General features: G+C 40.7%; 18 protein-coding genes and 1 pseudogene. 6 read left to right on the forward strand and 13 right to left on the reverse strand.

The genetic code is table 11. The annotated features are described in order from the left end of the window. The 6 genes from CVS86_RS06700 to lepA all read right to left on the reverse strand — a co-directional run. Positions 1-1,339, reverse strand: a 1,339-nt coding sequence (locus tag CVS86_RS06700) for a cache domain-containing protein (protein WP_107791377.1), incomplete at its 3' end; no start/stop codon positions are given. A 114-nt stretch (positions 1,340-1,453) separates the two neighbouring features. Beyond that, on the reverse strand, positions 1,454-2,023 hold the full coding sequence (locus CVS86_RS06705) for a ComF family protein (protein WP_107791378.1): 570 nt from the start codon (positions 2,021-2,023) through the stop codon (positions 1,454-1,456). Beyond that, positions 2,023-2,580, reverse strand: coding sequence for a YajG family lipoprotein (locus tag CVS86_RS06710; RefSeq protein ID WP_021086532.1), 558 nt, complete (start codon positions 2,578-2,580; stop codon positions 2,023-2,025). The genes CVS86_RS06705 and CVS86_RS06710 overlap by 1 nt, the downstream gene beginning before the upstream one ends. A 10-nt stretch (positions 2,581-2,590) precedes the next feature. Then, positions 2,591-3,313 (reverse strand): hypothetical protein, encoded by a 723-nt coding sequence (locus tag CVS86_RS06715; protein ID WP_107791379.1) that lies wholly within the window; start codon positions 3,311-3,313, stop codon positions 2,591-2,593. Next, on the reverse strand, positions 3,307-3,537 hold the full coding sequence (locus CVS86_RS06720) for a 2-hydroxymuconate tautomerase family protein (protein ID WP_009294206.1): 231 nt from the start codon (positions 3,535-3,537) through the stop codon (positions 3,307-3,309). Before CVS86_RS06720 ends, CVS86_RS06715 begins: the two co-directional genes overlap by 7 nt. A 175-nt stretch (positions 3,538-3,712) precedes the next feature. Next, positions 3,713-5,503 carry a translation elongation factor 4 gene (lepA, locus tag CVS86_RS06725; RefSeq protein ID WP_107791380.1) on the reverse strand — a complete coding sequence of 597 codons (1,791 nt, stop codon included), beginning with the start codon at positions 5,501-5,503 and terminating at the stop codon, positions 3,713-3,715. Positions 5,504-5,637: 134 nt separating this feature from the next. Here lepA and CVS86_RS06730 point away from each other — a divergent pair. From CVS86_RS06730 to CVS86_RS09920, 3 genes and pseudogenes are all read left to right on the forward strand, one after another. After that, positions 5,638-7,650, forward strand: a pseudogene (locus tag CVS86_RS06730) (class I SAM-dependent DNA methyltransferase); the annotation flags it as partial. Positions 7,651-7,943: 293 nt separating this feature from the next. Next, on the forward strand, positions 7,944-8,285 hold the full coding sequence (locus CVS86_RS10165; protein ID WP_199906532.1) for a hypothetical protein: 342 nt from the start codon (positions 7,944-7,946) through the stop codon (positions 8,283-8,285). A gap of 53 nt (positions 8,286-8,338) precedes the next feature. Further along, positions 8,339-8,797, forward strand: coding sequence for a hypothetical protein (locus CVS86_RS09920; protein WP_234399246.1), 459 nt, complete (start codon positions 8,339-8,341; stop codon positions 8,795-8,797). 1 nt (position 8,798) lies between these two features. On the opposite strand, the gene CVS86_RS06740 is transcribed toward CVS86_RS09920, so the two are convergent. Further along, positions 8,799-9,716, reverse strand: coding sequence for a cation diffusion facilitator family transporter (locus CVS86_RS06740; protein WP_234399247.1), 918 nt, complete (start codon positions 9,714-9,716; stop codon positions 8,799-8,801). Continuing rightward, positions 9,691-10,575, reverse strand: coding sequence for an ABC transporter six-transmembrane domain-containing protein (locus tag CVS86_RS06745; protein WP_107791382.1), 885 nt, complete (start codon positions 10,573-10,575; stop codon positions 9,691-9,693). Before CVS86_RS06745 ends, CVS86_RS06740 begins: the two co-directional genes overlap by 26 nt. A 149-nt stretch (positions 10,576-10,724) precedes the next feature. Here CVS86_RS06745 and CVS86_RS06750 point away from each other — a divergent pair, with 149 nt between their 5' ends. The 3 genes from CVS86_RS06750 to CVS86_RS06760 all read left to right on the forward strand — a co-directional run bounded on the left by CVS86_RS06750 (position 10,725) and on the right by CVS86_RS06760 (position 12,248). Further along, positions 10,725-11,099 carry a cupin domain-containing protein gene (locus CVS86_RS06750; RefSeq protein ID WP_103642681.1) on the forward strand — a complete coding sequence of 125 codons (375 nt, stop codon included), beginning with the start codon at positions 10,725-10,727 and terminating at the stop codon, positions 11,097-11,099. Between the two features lie 236 nt (positions 11,100-11,335). After that, entirely contained in the window at positions 11,336-11,734 is a 399-nt protein-coding gene (locus CVS86_RS06755; protein ID WP_107791383.1) for an NAD(P)-dependent oxidoreductase, read from the forward strand. A 100-nt stretch (positions 11,735-11,834) separates the two neighbouring features. Continuing rightward, on the forward strand, positions 11,835-12,248 hold the full coding sequence (locus CVS86_RS06760; RefSeq protein ID WP_107791384.1) for an Rrf2 family transcriptional regulator: 414 nt from the start codon (positions 11,835-11,837) through the stop codon (positions 12,246-12,248). Positions 12,249-12,296: 48 nt separating this feature from the next. Here CVS86_RS06760 and CVS86_RS06765 read toward each other — a convergent pair whose 3' ends face one another. From CVS86_RS06765 to gyrA, 5 genes are all read right to left on the reverse strand, one after another. Next, on the reverse strand, positions 12,297-13,322 hold the full coding sequence (locus CVS86_RS06765; RefSeq protein WP_103601627.1) for an aspartate-semialdehyde dehydrogenase: 1,026 nt from the start codon (positions 13,320-13,322) through the stop codon (positions 12,297-12,299). A 70-nt stretch (positions 13,323-13,392) separates the two neighbouring features. Then, positions 13,393-14,547: a sigma-54-dependent transcriptional regulator gene (locus CVS86_RS06770; RefSeq protein ID WP_107791385.1), complete on the reverse strand. Its 1,155-nt coding sequence runs from the start codon at positions 14,545-14,547 to the stop codon at positions 13,393-13,395. A 12-nt stretch (positions 14,548-14,559) separates the two neighbouring features. Further along, positions 14,560-14,952: a hypothetical protein gene (locus CVS86_RS06775; RefSeq protein WP_107791386.1), complete on the reverse strand. Its 393-nt coding sequence runs from the start codon at positions 14,950-14,952 to the stop codon at positions 14,560-14,562. Next, positions 14,928-15,428, reverse strand: a complete 501-nt coding sequence (locus CVS86_RS06780; protein WP_087582583.1) for an LPP20 family lipoprotein — start codon at positions 15,426-15,428, stop codon at positions 14,928-14,930. Before CVS86_RS06780 ends, CVS86_RS06775 begins: the two co-directional genes overlap by 25 nt. Positions 15,429-15,472: 44 nt before the next feature. Further along, on the reverse strand, positions 15,473-18,094 hold the full coding sequence (gyrA, locus tag CVS86_RS06785) for a DNA gyrase subunit A (RefSeq protein WP_107791387.1): 2,622 nt from the start codon (positions 18,092-18,094) through the stop codon (positions 15,473-15,475). Between the last annotated feature and the right edge of the window lie 66 nt (positions 18,095-18,160).

Here is an 18,160-nt window from a genome sequence, read left to right on the forward strand (position 1 = left end):
CATCATCAAGTCTTTTTGTAAAGTCTTGGTTTTTATAAGTGTTTAGTAGATCAAGTACATCTTTGCCGTTACTTGAGATTGCATTTTTAAGAGCAAGTTGTAGATCTTTAAATGTGCTTTTTAGTTGATTTAGAGCTGGGTTATTAGTATCTGCTTCTAAGCTTGCTTCATAGTTGCCATCTTTTATCTCATTTACAAAGGTGTTGGCTTTTTGGATGAAGGTGTTCTCTTTTTCTTTAGATGTTTGGATCTTTTGGATGTTTTCATTTATAAGAGAAGACATAACGCCAAATTCATCTTTTGAAACGATATTTGACTTAACTGGCTCTTTGATCTCGTAGTTTAAAAATTTAAAGAACGAAATAAGAGAATCAGATATCTTTGAGAGTGGCTTAAGCGATCTGCTAACGATAAATATAAGAAGCGCTACGATGACTACTATAAATATAACTGATGAGATGACTTGTGAGACAAGTGTTTTACTAAGGCTTCCGTCATAATCGCTCCAAGAGTTTGCAGAGCACACAAGCCAGTTTGCTTGATCGTAAAGCTCGCAAGCAAGAAGTCTCTCTGTGCCTCTGAGGTTATAAGTAAATGTTTTATCGCCATTTTTCTTATACTCGTTTGAGTAGTCGTCAATGATCTTCATAGCTTCGCTAGCATCAGATAAAACAAGATCCTTATGAACAAAATGAATTATCTTTTTATGCTCTAGATCAAATAGTGCTATCGCGCTACTTGGAGTTGGTTTTATCTTATTAAGCTCATTATCAAGCTTATCTATGCCCATATCCACGCCAAAGACACCAACGACCTTGCCATCAACAACTATCTTTTTAGCGATAGTTAAATTTAAGCCACCAGCTGAGCTTGTGTATGGAGCTGAAAAGATAATGCCATCTTTTGCAATAGCGTCCTTGTACCAGCCTTTAACCCTCGCATCATAGTTTTTTCTCTGATCAAAAACCATAAATTTACGCTCTTTACCATCAAGTACAGCGTTATAAACAGCACCATCAGCAGCATAGCCAAAGTAAAACTCAGAAAAATCAGTAACCTGCGCTGCGTTCATCAGCACTTTTTCTAAAGCCTCTTTGTCATCTAAAATTTGTGGATGCGCCTCGAGGTAACTAGCAAAATTTTGAACGGCTGCAAGCTTATCTTCAAAAAATGCATTCATATAAAACTGCAAAACTTTTGAAGATGAAGTCTTAGACTCCTTTGCTAGATCATAAATCCTCTCCTTGGTATTTGTGTAATTCACCGTTGAAAACACGCCAAGCGAGACAACTAAAAGCACCACGATAATGAGTGCTATCTTGTTTGCTGCTTTTTTCATAAACAAAATCCCTTTGTGTAAAATTTTATCTTTATATCGGCAAAAATTTTTTATGGTTAATAGCTATTTACAATTATTTAGGTGTGAAATTTCAAGTAAAATTTCACATAAAGCCTAGTTTCTAGCATCTGCTAAAACAAGTGCAAAAAGCACATCAACGCCTGCTTTTTGAAGCGTATCTCTAGCTTCTAGTATCGTTGTGCCAGTGGTTACGATGTCATCGACTAAGATAACTGGCGCGGTGATCTTTTTTAAAATTTTAAAATTTCTTGGATTGTTTTGTCTAAATTTAAGATCCTTGCCGCTGTAACTGACACTGCTTGTCGCATGCAGGGCGTGAAAGATGGGTTTAAGGTTTTCAGCACGAAGTTCATTTGCCAAAATAGCCGTGTGTGAGTAGCCATGATGCACTCTATCATCTATCGGCAGGGCGTAAATTTGCTCTGGAAAGCTAAAGCTTTTAGCAAATTTCTTAAATGCAAATTTGGCTAAATTTTTATAGATAAAAAGTCCGTGCATTTGGTGCTTTGAGTGTATAAGCTCTTTGATCTCAGAGTAGCCATAGAAGCTATAAATTTTAAAGCCCTCTAGCTCTCTTACTACAGGGCTTGGCTCGCTTAAAATTTGCGAGCAGGTTTTACAAAATGTCTTTAGCGTAAAGCTCTTGCAAAACGCACAAAACATCAGCTATTTAAGATAGCGATAGCAGAGCGCTTAACAGCGTCGTTGATGATGTCTGTTAAAAATGGCTTAAATGCTCCGCCAGTGCGAACTAGCTCAAATTTAGTTTGGTTGTTTGAGATATTTTTGATGATGCTTTGATCGCCTTTTTGAATTTTAAGAGTGATCTTTATCTTGCCCTTTGTGTTGTCACTGTTATATCCGCTCATATTTGCTTCAAATTCGTTTATGAAAACTTCAACCACAACGCCACCCATGCCATTTACATTTGCGCCACGTGCCGCAAGCTCTCTTTTAAGGGAGTCGCTAAAGTAAGTCGCAAGATCGTTTTGAAGCACGACATACTCTTTTACAGTGCCTCTACCATCGGTTATAGTTGCAATAGTGCTTTTGTTTTTGCGACTATCATGCACCGCGCTTATATAGACTTCAAGGCCGTTAGCTTGCTGACTTGCAGCAGTTTTGTAAGGATCGAAGGCAACTACTGTCTGAGTAGGAGCGCAACCGCTCAAAAATAGGACAAAAAGTCCAAAGATAGCTAGAAATTTAAATTTACTCATATTTCTCCTTTCAAAGTTTAGTGATCTCATCAGCCACTTTTATGGCAGCTTGCTTGACTAAAAGCGCGATAAAGAAGTCAAACTGGCCGCTTTTTGACGCCTCAAGCTCCTCCACGTGGTGTCTAGTCGAGATAGGAATTCGTTTTTTGAAATTTATATCTGAAAGCACAAGCTCGCCGTATAGATGTCCGTTTAAGATTTCAGAGCTTCTAGAGTAAGTGCCTCTAAGCTCGTCAAATCTAAAATCAAGCCTATATGTATAAGGCGATGTTTGCGTATCCACGACAACGATGCCACGCGAATTTAGCTCACGTTTTAAAAACATATAAAAGAGCACTTCAAGGCGTGGATTTGAGTTAAAGACTACGCCACTACCATCTTCTCTTGTATAGTAAATCGACCTTGCGCTGCTTCTAGCATCCACGATCCTATGAAAATAGACCTTCTTTAGCCCGACATTTATGTCGATCATATTTTTTTCTAAGCAGCAGTTTATCGCCACGTCGCTTCTATACTTGACACCATTTATAAAGACGCCATCACCCCTGCCCCTGCAAGCACTGCAGTCAGCTGGGATCCTCATAACCTCTTCAAAATAGGTCTTATCTTCGCTACTTATGCTTGCACTTTGCACACCGTCTATGCCCTCGCACGATAGACAAAGGCTAGCTTTTGCCACGCAGCCAGTTAGAAAGACGGCTGCAAAAATTGCTAATAATATCGCTCTTAGCATTTCACTTCCTTTTGCTCTTTTTGTTTTTTGCGGAGATTTTTCACGCTCTCGCCTGCGATGCCGTAGTTGTTCGTATCGATCTCATCGATAATGACAACGGTATTTTGAGCGCTTCTACCTAAAATTTCGCTTATTAGCTTTGTAACTCCGCTTATCATCTTCTCTTTTTGCTCCACGCTTGGGCTATCACCCTCTTTTGTCACGCAAATTTTCACAAACGGCATAGCACTCCTTTTTGTAAATTTAGTACTTAAATTTTAATCAAAAAATAAAAACCAAATGCGGACGTATCGCAAAGTCAGACAAGGCGTGGATAAAATTTACGACGGGAGTTACCATGGCAGGTAATGACCGAGTAAATTTTAGACACAACGAAGTATGACAAAGCGAGACAACGCATTAGTCTATTTTTAGGACGGATAAAAACGCCTCCTGCGGCAAATTCACCTTGCCAATGGCCTTCATCCTCTTCTTACCCTCTTTTTGCTTTTCAAGCAACTTCCTCTTACGCGTGATGTCGCCACCGTAGCACTTGGCGGTTACGTTTTTACCCATTGATTTTACGGTTTCACGAGCTATTATTTTATTACCGATGCTAGCTTGTATCGCCACCTCAAAGAGCTGACGTGGCACGATCTCTTTCATCGCCTTTACGAAGTCCCTGCCCTTTGTCTGCGCCTTGCTCTCAGGCACGATGATAGAGAGCGCATCGACCGCCTCGCCGGCCACTTTGACATCAAGCTTCACTAGATCGCCCACGCGGTAGTCGCTAGGCTCGTAGTCAAAGCTCGCATAGCCTTTGGTGCTTGACTTTAGCTTGTCGTAAAAGTCCATCACGATCTCGTTCATCGGTATGTCATACTCGAGTAAAACGCGGTCAGTCGTGATATAGTCCATCTTTGTTTGTATGCCGCGGCGGTTGTTTAAGAGTGTGATGATGTTGCCCAAAAACTCGCTTGGCGTGATGATAGTCGCTTTCACGTACGGCTCAAGGATTGAGTCTATTTTATTGACTGGTGGCAGCTGGCTTGGGTTTTGTATCTTTAAACTTAACCCGTCAGTTTGGATGACTTCATAAGTCACAGTCGGCGCTGTAGCGATGAGATCTAGGTCAAACTCGCGCTCCAACCTCTCTTTGACGACCTCCATGTGAAGAAGACCCAAAAAGCCAACCCTAAAGCCAAATCCAAGTGCAACTGAGGTCTCTGGCTCGTAGCTAATGGAGCTGTCATTTAGCTTTAGCTTATCCAGCGCATCACGCAGATCTTCAAATTTATCAGTTTCTATTGGATAAAGCCCCGCAAATACAAACGGCTTAGCCCTCTCAAAGCCGCCAACTGGCTCTTTTAGAGGATTTCTTGACTGCGTCACCGTATCGCCCACCTGCACGTCGCTAACGTTTTTTAGACCAAGCACGACTATGCCGACCTCGCCAGCGCTAAGCGTTTTGGTCTTGATCGGTGCTATAGGATTTGGATACATGAGGTCTAGCACGATGTGTTTTTTGCCCGTGCCCATGACCAAAATTTCATCATTTTTTGAAATTTCACCATCATAAACACGCACAAGAGCAAGCGCGCCAAGGTAGTTGTCAAACCAACTATCGTAGATTAGCGCCTTTGTAGGCTTGCTTACGTCGCCATTTGGCGCAGGGATCCTCATGATGATCGCTTCAAGCAGCTCCTTTATGCCAACGCCTGTTTTTGCGCTCACTTCGATCGCTCCTGAGCAGTCAAGTCCGATGATGTGCTCTATCTCCTCTTTTACCCTAGCAGGGTCAGCCGCTGGCAGGTCGATCTTGTTGATGACCGGGATGATCTCTAGGTTGTTTTCAAGTGCGATATAGACGTTTGCGATGGTTTGCGCCTCTACGCCCTGGCTAGCATCCACGACAAGCAGTGCGCCCTCGCAGCTAGCCAAAGAGCGGCTCACCTCATAGCTAAAATCGACGTGTCCTGGGGTGTCTATCAAATTTAAAACAAAATTTTGCCCATTTAGTGCGTAGTTTAGGCGGACAGACTGGGCTTTGATCGTGATGCCACGCTCTTTTTCGATATCCATCGTGTCCATGATCTGCGAGCTCATCTCACGGTCGCTAACAGCGCCACACTCCTGAATGAGACGGTCAGCAAGCGTGCTTTTGCCGTGGTCAATGTGAGCGATGATGCTAAAGTTTCTAATGTTTTTCATATAAGCTTTACTTTTTCTGAGAATTTGGGCTTTATTTTGCCTAAAGTTGATTTAAACACTAATAAATGTATTTTTATCATTTCAATATATTTTTTCGCTAAAATGCCGTCTAAAACTTTCAAAAAAGAGGGCTTATGTCAAAGTGGCAGTATGAAAACGATGTTGATGACTATGTAAAGGCTATTTTTAAAAATTTAGGACTTAAAAAATCGCGTGATTTTAATGAAAAGCAAGCAATGACGCCCTATTTAAAAGATGCGCTAAAAGGTTCAGCCAAAACCAAAGCTAAAGAAAATTTTGGGGTTCCAGATTTTAGCTTGGAAATTTATGACATTCCCGTAATCATAGAAAATAAATTTGGTTTGAAAAAATTAATCGCTAAAGACAAAGATAAAAACGAGATGAAATTTGATGACAAGTCCATATCAGGCTATGCTGTAAATGGTGCGCTTCACTATGCTCGTTCAATAATCGCAAGTGGCAAATATCATGAAGCCGTTGCAATCGGTATCGCTGGTGATAGTGAAGAAAACATACAAATTTGCGTATATTTTGTTTGGGGCAGTAGTGAATTGACATTTAAATTTATGGATAATTATAAAACTTTAAATTTCCTCGAAAATAAAAAGAGTTTTGAAAATTTTTACAAAGATGCCAAATTAACCGACGAAGATAAACACAGATTTTTAATTACATCGCGCGAAATTCTTAAAATTTATGCTAAAAAACTAAACAAACTAATGCATAATCACAATATCACCGCTCCGCAACGAGTCCTTTATGTCTCTGGGATGCTACTTTCAATGCAAGACATAAAAGAGAACTACGGACTAACGCCAGATGACTTGAAAGGTTCTCAGTTGGATAATGAACGAGACAGTATTCGTATAACTAGTCGCATAAGCTCATTTTTAAAAAATAGAAAAATTCCGTCCGAAAAGCTAAATTTAATGCTAGCTTCCTTTAATGAAATTTCAAAAAATTCACAACGAGACGAGATAGATAAAACTAAACCAAACGACAAAGAAGTTGCACATTTGTTGAAAGAAAATTCTAGCACTACCAAACAAATTTTCACGTTTTTATATAGAAATATTTTTCAAAAAATAGATGGCTCAGGCGGTGAAAGCTTTGGGCATATCGACGTAATGGGTGAGATGTATAGCGAGTTTTTAAAATATGCTTTAGGTGATGGCAAAGAGCTTGGCATCGTGCTTACTCCACCTTATATAACTAAAATGATGGCTGAAATTCTAGATATAAACAAAGATAACCGCGTTATGGATTTAGCCACTGGAAGCGCTGGCTTTCTCATCTCTGCGATGCAGATAATGATAGAGAACGCTAATGAAAATTACGCCAAAGGAAGTAGCGAAGCCCTAAAAAAGATAGATGAGATCAAAAGAAATCAACTTCTAGGCGTGGAACTAAATGCCGAAATGTATACTCTTGCAGCTACTAATATGATATTGCGTGGCGATGGTTCGGCTCGAATAGAACACGGCAGTGCATTTAACCGTCCAGACGAGCTTTACTCAAATTTTAAAGCCGATAGAATTTTGCTAAATCCACCATTTACATTTGATGAAAATGGTATGCCATTTATTGCTTATGGGCTTGATAGGATGGCAGAAGGCGGGCTTGGTGCCATAATCATCCAAGATAGTGCAGGTAGCGGTAAAGCTGTGAAATCAAATTAACAAATTTTAAAATCCCACACTTTACTAGCAAGTATAAAAATGCCAGTTGATCTTTTTGTGCCAGTCGCGGGAGTTCAAACGAGTATTTATATTTTTAGAGCACACGAACCGCACAAATTCGAATGCTCTGTTAAATTTATAGACTTTAGAAATGACGGCTATAAAAGAACTTCTCGCTCATTACAAGAGTTAGACGAGCCTACGCAAAGATACGCTGATATAGTTAAAATTTATAAAGGTGGCAGAGCCGCGAAAGTAGATCCAAGGCTTTGGAAATTAGACGAAATTTTTGTCGAGGATTTGATAACAAAAAGTGGCTCTGATTGGAATTTTGATCAGCATAAGAAGGTCGATGCTATGCTGACACTAGCGGATTTTAAAAAGAGCGTAAGCGACTATCTAAGCTGGGAAGTGTCGCAAATTTTAAAAAAGGATAGTCCCAGTAGAAGCAGTATTGTAAATAAACGAATTGCAAATTTAGAGCAAGAATTTAAGGCGAGTGGCGGAAAATTTGAGGAATTTCGGATAGGAGATATTTTTGATATTCAAACAGGTTCGCTTTTAAATTCTAGTGTTTTAACAAACGGTGATATAAAACGAATTTCTGCAAAAAGTGAAGATAACGGTGTGATAGGGACATACGATACACTAAATATCAGTGAGGCTAGGCATTACGAAAATTTTATCTCCGTAAATTTTTTGGAGACGTATTTTATCATCCATATTTGGCGAGCGTTGAAATGAAAGTGCATGTTGTAAAATTTAAAAAATGTGAAGCACTTGCTTTTAAAGAAATCGAATTCACTAATTATTCTGGACTTTATATTTCTAGTTGCATTAAAAATATTTTACGTGGCAAATTTGGATATGGCAATCAGCTTTCTAGTTCTAAATTAAGAGATGGAAAATTTAAAATTCTTTTGCCGACGCTAGGCGGCGAGATAAATTTTTCCTTTATGGAAAAATTTATCGAAGAGCTCGACGCGTATTTACGCGCCACTGGGCTTAAAAATTATGAATTAACTGATGCCGAAAAATCCGCCCTTGCTAAATTTGACGAATTTGATAAATGGGGGGGGTAGCGAAGGAATTTAATTTAAAGAAACTTTTTGGAAGCTCTACTCGTGGAAAGCGCTTGAAAAGTTCGGATAGACGTGACGGTAATTTACCTTTTGTAACCGCTGGAGAAGCCGATATGGGAATATCTGCTTTCATAAGTAATGATGTAGAAATTTTTAAAGAGAACACTATAACAATAGATATGTTTGGCTCGTCCAAATATCGAAACTACAAGTATGGAGCTGATGACCACGTAGCAGTAGTGCATACTGAAAATTTACCAAAGCATGCTGCTATTTATGTCACAACAGCTATTCATAAAGTAGCTAATGCTGGACAGTTTAGTTATGCGCGTAATTTTTATGCTAAAGATGCCGATGAATTAAATATTTTATTGCCAGTTTTTAATGGTGAAATTTGCTACGAATTTATGAACGATTTCATAAAAGCTATCGAAAAGCTAGTTATAAAAGACGTCGTGCTTTGGGCTGATAAAAAGATAGAAGCAACCAAAAAGGTCGTTAATAAAGCCTAGATTAGTGATGATGCCCGCAGTGATCATCTTCATCATTTAGCTCGCAGATGAGATCATCTTTGTGCCCAAGGCTCTCGCTCTCAAACTGAAGCGTGACATGGCCGATGCCAACGTGAGAAAGCTCGTGCTCGATGCGCTTTATCATCTTTGAAATTTCAGCCACACTTAACGCATCATCCACCACCACGTGGGCTATGAGCGCATTTGTGCCAGCATTTATCGCCCAGATATGCAGGTCATGCACGATTTTAACGCCATCTACACCCTTTATAACGCCTAAAATTTCGTCCGTATCAAGCTTAAGCGGCACGGCTTCGATCAGGATATTAAAGCTATCTTTTAGCAAGCTAGCGCCACTTTTTATGATGAGTAGCGAGACAAAGATACTTGCGATGCTATCGGCCTGCGTGAAGTTAAATTTCATCACAAGAAGTGCCGCGACGATGGCGCCAACTGAGCCAAGTGTGTCGCCAAGCACGTGCAAATAAGCACCTTTCATGTTTAAATTTTCTTTTGTATCAGCACTTTTATGCATATAAATAGCTACGACTAAATTTACCACAAGCCCCAAAATACTAACAAAAAGCATCGTTTTAGCCTCTATCTCTGGCTCGCTAAAAAGCCTAATAATAGCTTCGACTACAACAAAGACTGCAAGTGCGATAAGAGCGATGGCATTTATGAAAGCAGCGATGATCTCGACCCTTTTGTAGCCAAAGGTCTTTTGTAAATTTGCCCTTTTTTCTGCGATCTTAAAAGCAACCAGCGACAAAAAGAGAGCCGCAGCGTCTGAGAGCATGTGAAATGCGTCGCTAATAAGCGCAAGCGAGTTTGAAACGAAGCCAAAAACGGCCTCAACTATCATAAACGTGAAAATTAGAAAAAACGAATTTCTAAGAACGCTCTTGTTGTGCATCATTATCCTTCTTTTGGGCGTCGATCCTCTTGCCGATATCTTTTAAATTTGAAAATTCCTCGATGAGCTTTGGCGAGTCGTCAAGACTGATGACGAAATTCCATATATAGGTCATCACAGAGTAGATGTGGCCGGCATTTGTCTGCTGCGAGCTTAGCACTATTATCGCCACCAAAAAGAGTAGCGAAGCGCTAATGCCGATGATAAAATAGCTCATCGCCTCCCTATTTGAGATCGCTATACGAAATTTAGAAACGACGTCATAGTGCCTATTTAGCGTGCTTTTGTTAAAAACACCTATCACCTTTGCTTCTTTTTCTAGGCGGTCATTTAAGCGAAGATAAAGGTCGTCATTTTTCTTGATATATCTTGGTAAAAATATAAGAAAAAAGGTCATCACTACAAAGCACGCCACAGCGACCTTTGACCGGGCAAAAATGAGCATAAACGCTGAGCCGATGATCGAAATGACCGATGTAAAAAACATAGGAAAATGCGTCTCAAAGAAATTTACAAACTCTCGCGAGAGCGCTACTCTGGCGATGATGGCGGAGTCGTCTTTGGCATTTTGTTTTTCATTCATGATGACATTTACAGCAAGCTTTGCGTAGATATTTGCAAAAACTTGCGTATCCACGCGGCGCCTAATGGCTCCTACAAGCCACGCTATAAGCACAAAAAGTGCGTAAATGAGGGCATTTAACGTATTTCCTTGCATGATTGCGTTGATCGCAAAGCCCGCAAATATCGGATAAGCTAGAAAAAGTCCGTTCTCTGCTAGCACCAAAGCAAAGGTCAAAATGAGCTTTTTGTTATGCTCGGTAGCTATGCTCTTTAGCGTTTTAAAGGCGTTATTTTGCAAATTTACTCCTAAATTTTCGTGAATTCTAGCCAAAATTTATAAATTTTGAAAAATTTTTGTTGTAACTATTGACATTACAACAAAAAATCACTATACTTCGCTCATCAGTTGTAAGAAAAAAGATTACAACAAAAAACAAGGAGAATAAAATGAAAAATTATCAAGTTGCAAAGATCACAAACGAGCCAAGAGTCGAGCTAAAAGAGGCTTTAAATTTAACTGGCTGTGAGGTATCTATAAACGAACTTCCAGCAAATGTGAGCGTGCCATTTGTCCATGCGCACAAGCAAAACGAGGAGCTTTACATCATCACTGATGGCGATGGCGAGCTTTTTATCGACGGCGAAGAGATAAAAGTAGGCAAAGGCGACGCGGTGCGTATAGATCCAGATGGCAAAAGGTGCTTTAAAGCTGGCAAAAACGGCATCAAAATGATCTGCGTCCAGACAAAACGCGGTAGCCTAGAGCAATACACTATGAGCGACGGCGTGATAGTTGATGACGTAAAGCCAAGCTGGCTGTAAATTTAAAAAGCAAAATTTAAATAGCAATCATAGGCACAAACGGCAAAAGCGGCGTAAATTTATCTAAAAATGGCTTCAAAACTAGTCGATCGTTAGAGACAAAGAGTAAAACGACGATGTAAAAGTCATCTATAAAAGATATTTTTTAGCCTACAAAAGCTGATATAACAGACTTTGATGCGGTTATCAGCGCATTTGCAGCATGAAGCAAAGAAACTTTCCCACTTCACAAAAAAGTGGCCGTTCACCTTTTAAATTTACTAGAAGGCACTAGCACAAGGCTTATCGTAGCTCTTGGCGCTGATACATTATTTGTTGACAGCAAAGGCACTATGGTCATGGATACGCCAGACTTTCCAGCAGCATATATGGGCATGGCAAAGGCTACGGCGGAGTCATATTTTGAGCTAAAAGGTAGCACAAATGTGCTTTGGACGTATGTAAGTCCAGCAGGCGACTACGACGCAAATGGCGCTCGCACGGGCAAATACGTGCTTGGCGGGGATGATCTCATACTAAACTCAAAAAATGAGAGTTACATAAGCTACGCAGACCTTGCGCTTGCGATCATCGACGAGCTAAAAAATAAGAAATTTATCCAAAAGCGCTTCACTGCCGTCGGCGAGAGAGAGTGAGTTTATAAATTTGACAGCTGGCGAAGGCTCGTAAGTCAAATTTAGCTGGCTGTCTTTGGCAGAAAATTTAAGTATAATCACGAAAAATTTAAGGACGATCATGCAAGTTGGCATTAAATTTTCAACTGCGATACACGCGCTTTTATGTGCTAAATTTTTTGAAAATGAGAAGGTTACAAGCGAATTTATAGCAGATAGTATAAACACAAACCCAGTTATCGTTAGGCGCCTACTTGGCACACTAAAGGCTGCAGGACTCGTAAATGTCGCAGCTGGAGTTGGTGGGGTGAGCCTTGCAAAAGAGCCAAAAGATATAAATTTACTTGAAATTTTTAACGCAGTAAATGAGAAAGAAAAACTTTTTAAAATTCACTCTGACTCACCAAAAGCCTGCCCAGTTGGCGGTAGGATAGAGGAGCTTTTGTCTGGGCACTTTTTAAGAGCGCAAACTGCCCTAGAAAACAAGCTAAAAAGCGTTACTTTGCAAGACTTGCTAGACGAGCTTGCAAGATAAATTTAGACTAGAAGATTGATCCTTTCTAGCCTAAAATAAATTTACAAACTACTCCTGCATCATGGTCCATTTTTGTGCGATCCTGACGGCATTTGTCGCAGCTCCAACGCGGATCTGATCGGCACTGCACCAAAGGTGAAGCACATTTGATCTAAAGTTATCAACCCTGATCCTGCCAACGTAAGTCTCGTTTGTATCGCTTGAGATAGTAGGCATCGGATACTCTTTTTTAGCTGGATTATCGACTACGACGACACTTGGAGCTTTGCTTAAAACCTCTCTTGCTGCATCTGCGCTCACGTCTTTGTCAAAGTGGATGGTGATCGCCTCAGAGTGGCTTCTAAGCACTGGCACACGCACACATGTCGCGCTCACTTCGATATCTTTGTGAAGAATTTTTTGCGTTTCATTGACCATTTTCATCTCTTCTTTTGTGTAGTCATTATCCAAAAAGACGTCGATGTGAGGGATCACATTTAGCGCTAGGCGGTGCGCAAAGACCTTTGGCTCGCACTCATCAAGCTTAAATTCAAAAAACTTTTGCATCTGAACAACAAGCTCCTCCATGCCCTCTTTGCCAGCGCCGCTTGCTGCTTGATAGGTAGAAACATCGACCCTATTGATGCCAAAAGCGTCATTTAGTGGTTTTAAAATTTGAACCATTTGGATAGTTGAGCAGTTTGGATTAGCGATAATGCCGCGGTTTTTCCACATAGCAATGTCGCTAGGATTACACTCAGGCACGACTAGTGGGATATCTTTATCCATCCTAAAATGGCTGGTGTTATCAATAACTACCGCGCCGCTGTCAGCTGCAAATTTGGCAAATTTCTCTGAAACTGAGCCACCTGCACTAAAAAATGCGATATCGATCTCGTGCTCGCTAAAAACTTTCTCGGTTAGCTCTTTTACTTTGTAATGTTTGCCCTTAAATTCGATCTCCATGCCAACGCTCTTTGCACTTGCAAGTGGCAAAAGCTCACCAACTGGGAAATCAACCTCTTCCATAACTCTAAAAAGCTCTTCGCCGACCGCTCCAGTAGCACCAACGACCGCTACGTTAAATTTTCTCATCTGCTCTCCTTGGTTTCTTTTAATTTTCTTAATTTGCATAATTTTACTAGCCAAAAACTTAAATTTTTACCTATTTTTTACTTCTTGCTTGCAAAAATAGATCTTTTGGCAAAATTTCATCGCCCTCGCTTAGTATCGCTGCACGCTGCACGACTGAGATGAGCTCTCTTACGTTGCCTGGGTAGTCGTAGCCCAAAAGCTCCTCTTTGGCTGCTTTTGAGAAATTTTTAGCCTCAAAGCCATACTCTTTGCAGCATTTGTCCAAAGCATCCTGTGCGATAGGCAAAATTTCATCTTTTCGCTCGCGAAGTGGCGGGATGAAAAGCGGGATCGTGTTTAGACGGTAAAAAAGATCCTCTCTAAACCTGCCCTCTTTCATCGCAAGCTCTAAATTTGCATTTGTAGCGCAGATGATGCGAACGTCTATCTTTTCGCTCTTTGTAGCGCCAAGCCTTGTTATCTCGCGCTCCTGCAAAGCACGAAGCAATTTTGGCTGTAAATTTATAGGCATCTCGCCGATCTCATCTAAAAATAGCGTTCCGCCATTTGCCAGCTCAAACTGCCCTTTTTTGGTAGTCGCAGCGTCAGTAAAAGCGCCCTTTTCAAAGCCAAAAAGCTCACTTTCTATCAAATTTTCAGGGATCGCAGCCATATTTAAAGCGATAAATGCCGCATCTTTTCTTGGTGAATTTGCGTGGATAAATTTAGCAAAGACCTCCTTGCCAACACCACTTTCACCACTAAGCATGACTGAGGCGTCAGTTCTTGCAGCTTTTAGTGCGATATTTAGCGTAGCTTCAAGCGCCTTTGAAGTGGCTAAAAAGCCGTTATTTTCGCTTTTAGTTTCAACTTTTTTTATGCTTTTTGGAGTTTTTTGTTTTAGCGCCTCTACCCTTTTTATCGCTTCATATAGCGTTGAGACGTCAAATGGCTTTGTTAAAAAGTCCTTCACGCCAAGCCTAACGCTCTCGATCGCCTTGTTAAGTGTGGCGTTACCAGTCATTATGATGACGTCAAATTTGCCGTTTAGCTCTTTAATGAACTCAAGTCCGTCCATCTTTGGCATGTTTATGTCGGTGATTATTAGATCAGTGTCGTCGCTTAGCTTTTTTAGAGCTTCAACTGCGCTCTTGTAGCTTTTGATGTTTAGCTCTTCATACTCGCCAAGTGCGATCTCAAGCGACTTTCGCATATTGATGTCATCTTCTACTATGACGATATTCATTTGATCTCTTTTTTATTGAAGTGTGCCGATGATAGCGGATTTTGGCTTAAATTCCACCATAAATCTAACTGGCAAAATTTTCAAATTTGAAGCGTTTGTGACCTGCGCATTTTTGACATTAAGCTCATTTTTTATCATCACTTTTTTTAAGACAAAGCAGTCAAAAATTTCATCTTTGTGTAAATTTAAAAAGCCAAGAGTTGTGGTGTTTTCATCTTTAAAAGCATCTATCTGACAAAGAAATTTTGGTTTTGGATTTGGCGAGAGAGTCATCGCCTTTGAGAAAGAAATTTCCTCATGCGCGATGATATGATTTGTCGTATCGACCTTTGCCCAGAAGATAAACTCCTCTAGGCAAAAGGTGAAATTTAAAAGTATCGTTAGTAAGAAAAAACTTCTCGCCACTTATCTTCGTCTATCTTAAGCTCCATATTTACCTTATAAAGCCCGTCTTTGAAATTTTCATTCACGATCCTTGCGTTTTTAACAAGACCTTGAACCTTTGAGGTGATAGATGAATCGTTTAGCATCGCGTCTCTTACGGTGTCTTCAGCATTGATCTTTACGCCGTAAAGCTTGCCTGCAAGCTGCGAATAAGCATCAGCCATCGCTGCTCTTTTTGCAAGAGTGACTGACTGAGCGTATGAGAGCGAATTTAGCGGAGCTATACCCTCGCCTGTGGCTCTAAAAGTGGTCTCTCTTGGAGCGCTATCATATATCATCTTCTCTTTTTTCATCACCTCTCTAAGATCGTCTTTATCGACCTTTTGGATGACTACGTTGCGGTTTGATGTGCTAGTTGGCTCGCCCATAAAGCCATTAAATGAGCAGCCGCCAAAAATAGCAACCATCAAAGCAAAAGATAAAATTTTAACCTTCATAAACAACCTTTTTTATGCTTTTATTTAAAATTTAACAGCAAATTTTATTCCAAAAGCCCCATATCTTCGCCTGGTGCTTCATCCTCGTCCTCGCCGTCTTCAGCCTTAGGGCATCTTGCGATACTTACAACATCATCGCCATCGACATTTACGACGATCACGCCGCTTGTGTTACGTCCTGCTTTGCGTATGCTTTGCATATCTACTCTTATCATCTTGCCGCTTGATGTTAGAGCCATAAGATCTTGCTCTTCATCAACCATCACAACACCCACTAGATCGCCTGTTCTACTTGTTAGCTTCATGCAGATGACGCCTTTGCCACCGCGATTTGTCAAGCGGTACTCATCAGCAGTTGTGCGCTTGCCGATACCTTTTTGAGATATGCTTAAAATTTCTTGGTCATTGCTTTCGATGACCGCAGCACCTACGACCTCATCGCCTGGCTCTTTAAATTTGATACCAGTTACGCCGCGTGCAGTTCTTCCCATTTGGCGAACCTTGCTGATCTTAAATTTAAGACACATACCCTTTTTAGTAACGACAAACAGCATTGTCTCATCGCCTGAGTTTGCGTCCTCTTCGGCATTTACATTATCTTCATCGATCTCATTTTGAAGCTCTTCAACTTCAAGCACCTCTGTCTCAACGCTTAGCTCATTTTCTGGGTCGATGACTGGCATATCATCGTATGTTTGAGCGATGAGCGCAGTTACTAGCTCGTCGTTCTCATCAAGGCTTATCGCTCTTACGCCAACTGAGCGGATGTTTTTAAACTCACTTAAATTTGTGCGTTTTACGATGCCGTTTTTAGTAAAGAACGCTAGCGATTTGCTCTCGTCAAAGTCAGTTGTTGGAATGATCGCTTTGATCTTCTCATCAGGCTGCAACTGAATCAAATTTACAACTGCTTTGCCTTTTGCTGTGCGGCTTCCCTCTGGGATCTTATAGACTTTTAGCCAGTATAGCTGTCCGCGGTCAGTCACAAACATAAGCGTATCGTGGGTATTTGAAGTAAAGAAGCTCTCTATAAAGTCATCATCGTATGTCGTGACCGCTACTTTGCCCTTGCCGCCACGTTTTTGCTTCTCGTACTGCTTACTTGGCACACGCTTGATGTAGCCGCGGTGAGTTATGGTTACGACCATATTTTCATTTGGTATGAGGTCCTCAATGTCGATATCATCGTAGTCATCAACGATCTCAGTCACTCTTGGTACTTTAAATTTATTTTTGATCTCAAGAAGCTCTTCTTTGATCAAATTTTCAAGCAATGTCTCGCTCTTTAAAATTTCATCAAGTCTTGCGATCTCAGCCATAAGCTCGGCTAGTTCGGCCTCTAGTTTTTCTCTCTCTAGGCCTGTAAGCTTGCTTAGACGCATATCAAGGATAGCGTTTGCTTGAAGCTCTGAGAGGTTAAATTTACTCATCAAGCCTTCTCTAGCAACGGCTGTATCAGCACTATTTCTAATAAGCTCGATCACCTCGTCGATGTTATCAAGTGCGATCTTTAGACCTTCTAAGATGTGGGCTCTTGCGCGCGCTTTTTCAAGCTCGAATATCGTCCTTCTAATGATAACGGTTTTTCTGTGATTTAAAAATAGCTTAAGTAGCTCGATAAGATTAAATACCTTTGGCTCTTTGTTATTAATAGCAAGCATAATAACGCCAAAAGTGCTCTCCATCGTGGTTGATTTAAAGAGATTATTTAGCACGATGTCGCTCATAGCGTCGCGTTTTAGCTCGATGACTACGCGTATGCCGTCTTTATCAGACTCATCTCTAACCTCGCTTATGCCATCTATCTGCTTATCTTTTACAAGCTCAGCGATCTGCTCGATAAGCCTTGCTTTGTTTGTTTGATACGGTAGCTCGTCGATTACTATGACATCTTTGTTTGGCTTTTTTTCTATGTGAGTTTTGGCTCTTAGTTTGACCCTGCCACGACCTGTGCGGTAGGCCTCTATGATGCCTTTTTTACCAAAGATGATACCGCCAGTTGGGAAGTCTGGACCTTTTATAAATTCCATCACCTCTTCAAGTGTCGCCTCTTTGTTTTCAAGAAGTAGCAAAAGACCGTCTATTAGCTCATCAAGGCTGTGTGGTGGGATATTTGTCGCCATACCGACCGCAATACCGCTTGAGCCGTTTAATAATAAATTTGGCACACGGCTAGGCAAAACATCTGGCTCGACCTCTCTATCGTCGTAGTTTGGTACAAAATCAACCGTATCTTTGTCAATATCTTTTAAAAGCTCTTCAGTAAGCATGGTCATTCTAGCTTCGGTATAACGCATCGCAGCTGCGCTGTCACCATCAATCGAGCCAAAGTTTCCTTGTCCATCAACGACTGGATAACGCATAGAAAATTTCTGAGCCATACGAACAAGTGCGTCATAAACCGCTATGTCGCCGTGTGGGTGGTACTTACCGATGACTTCGCCGACGATACGAGCTGACTTCATATAGGCACTTCTGCTGCCAACACCGAGGTTATCCATAGCGTATAAAATTCTTCTATGAACTGGCTTTAGTCCGTCTCTAGCGTCAGGCAAAGCACGTCCGACGATGACGCTCATAGAGTAGTCAAGATAGCTATTTTTTATAGAATCTTCGATATCAACTGAAGCGATATCTTGAGTTAATTCAAGTAGATTGTCTTTCATTTTTATCCTTAAATTTAGCTTGTGGGATTTTAGCTAAAAATTGATAAAAACTTTCTAAGGGCAAAG

Source organism: Campylobacter concisus, assembly GCF_003048605.1.
Classification (GTDB): Bacteria; Campylobacterota; Campylobacteria; order Campylobacterales; family Campylobacteraceae; genus Campylobacter_A; species Campylobacter_A concisus_BM.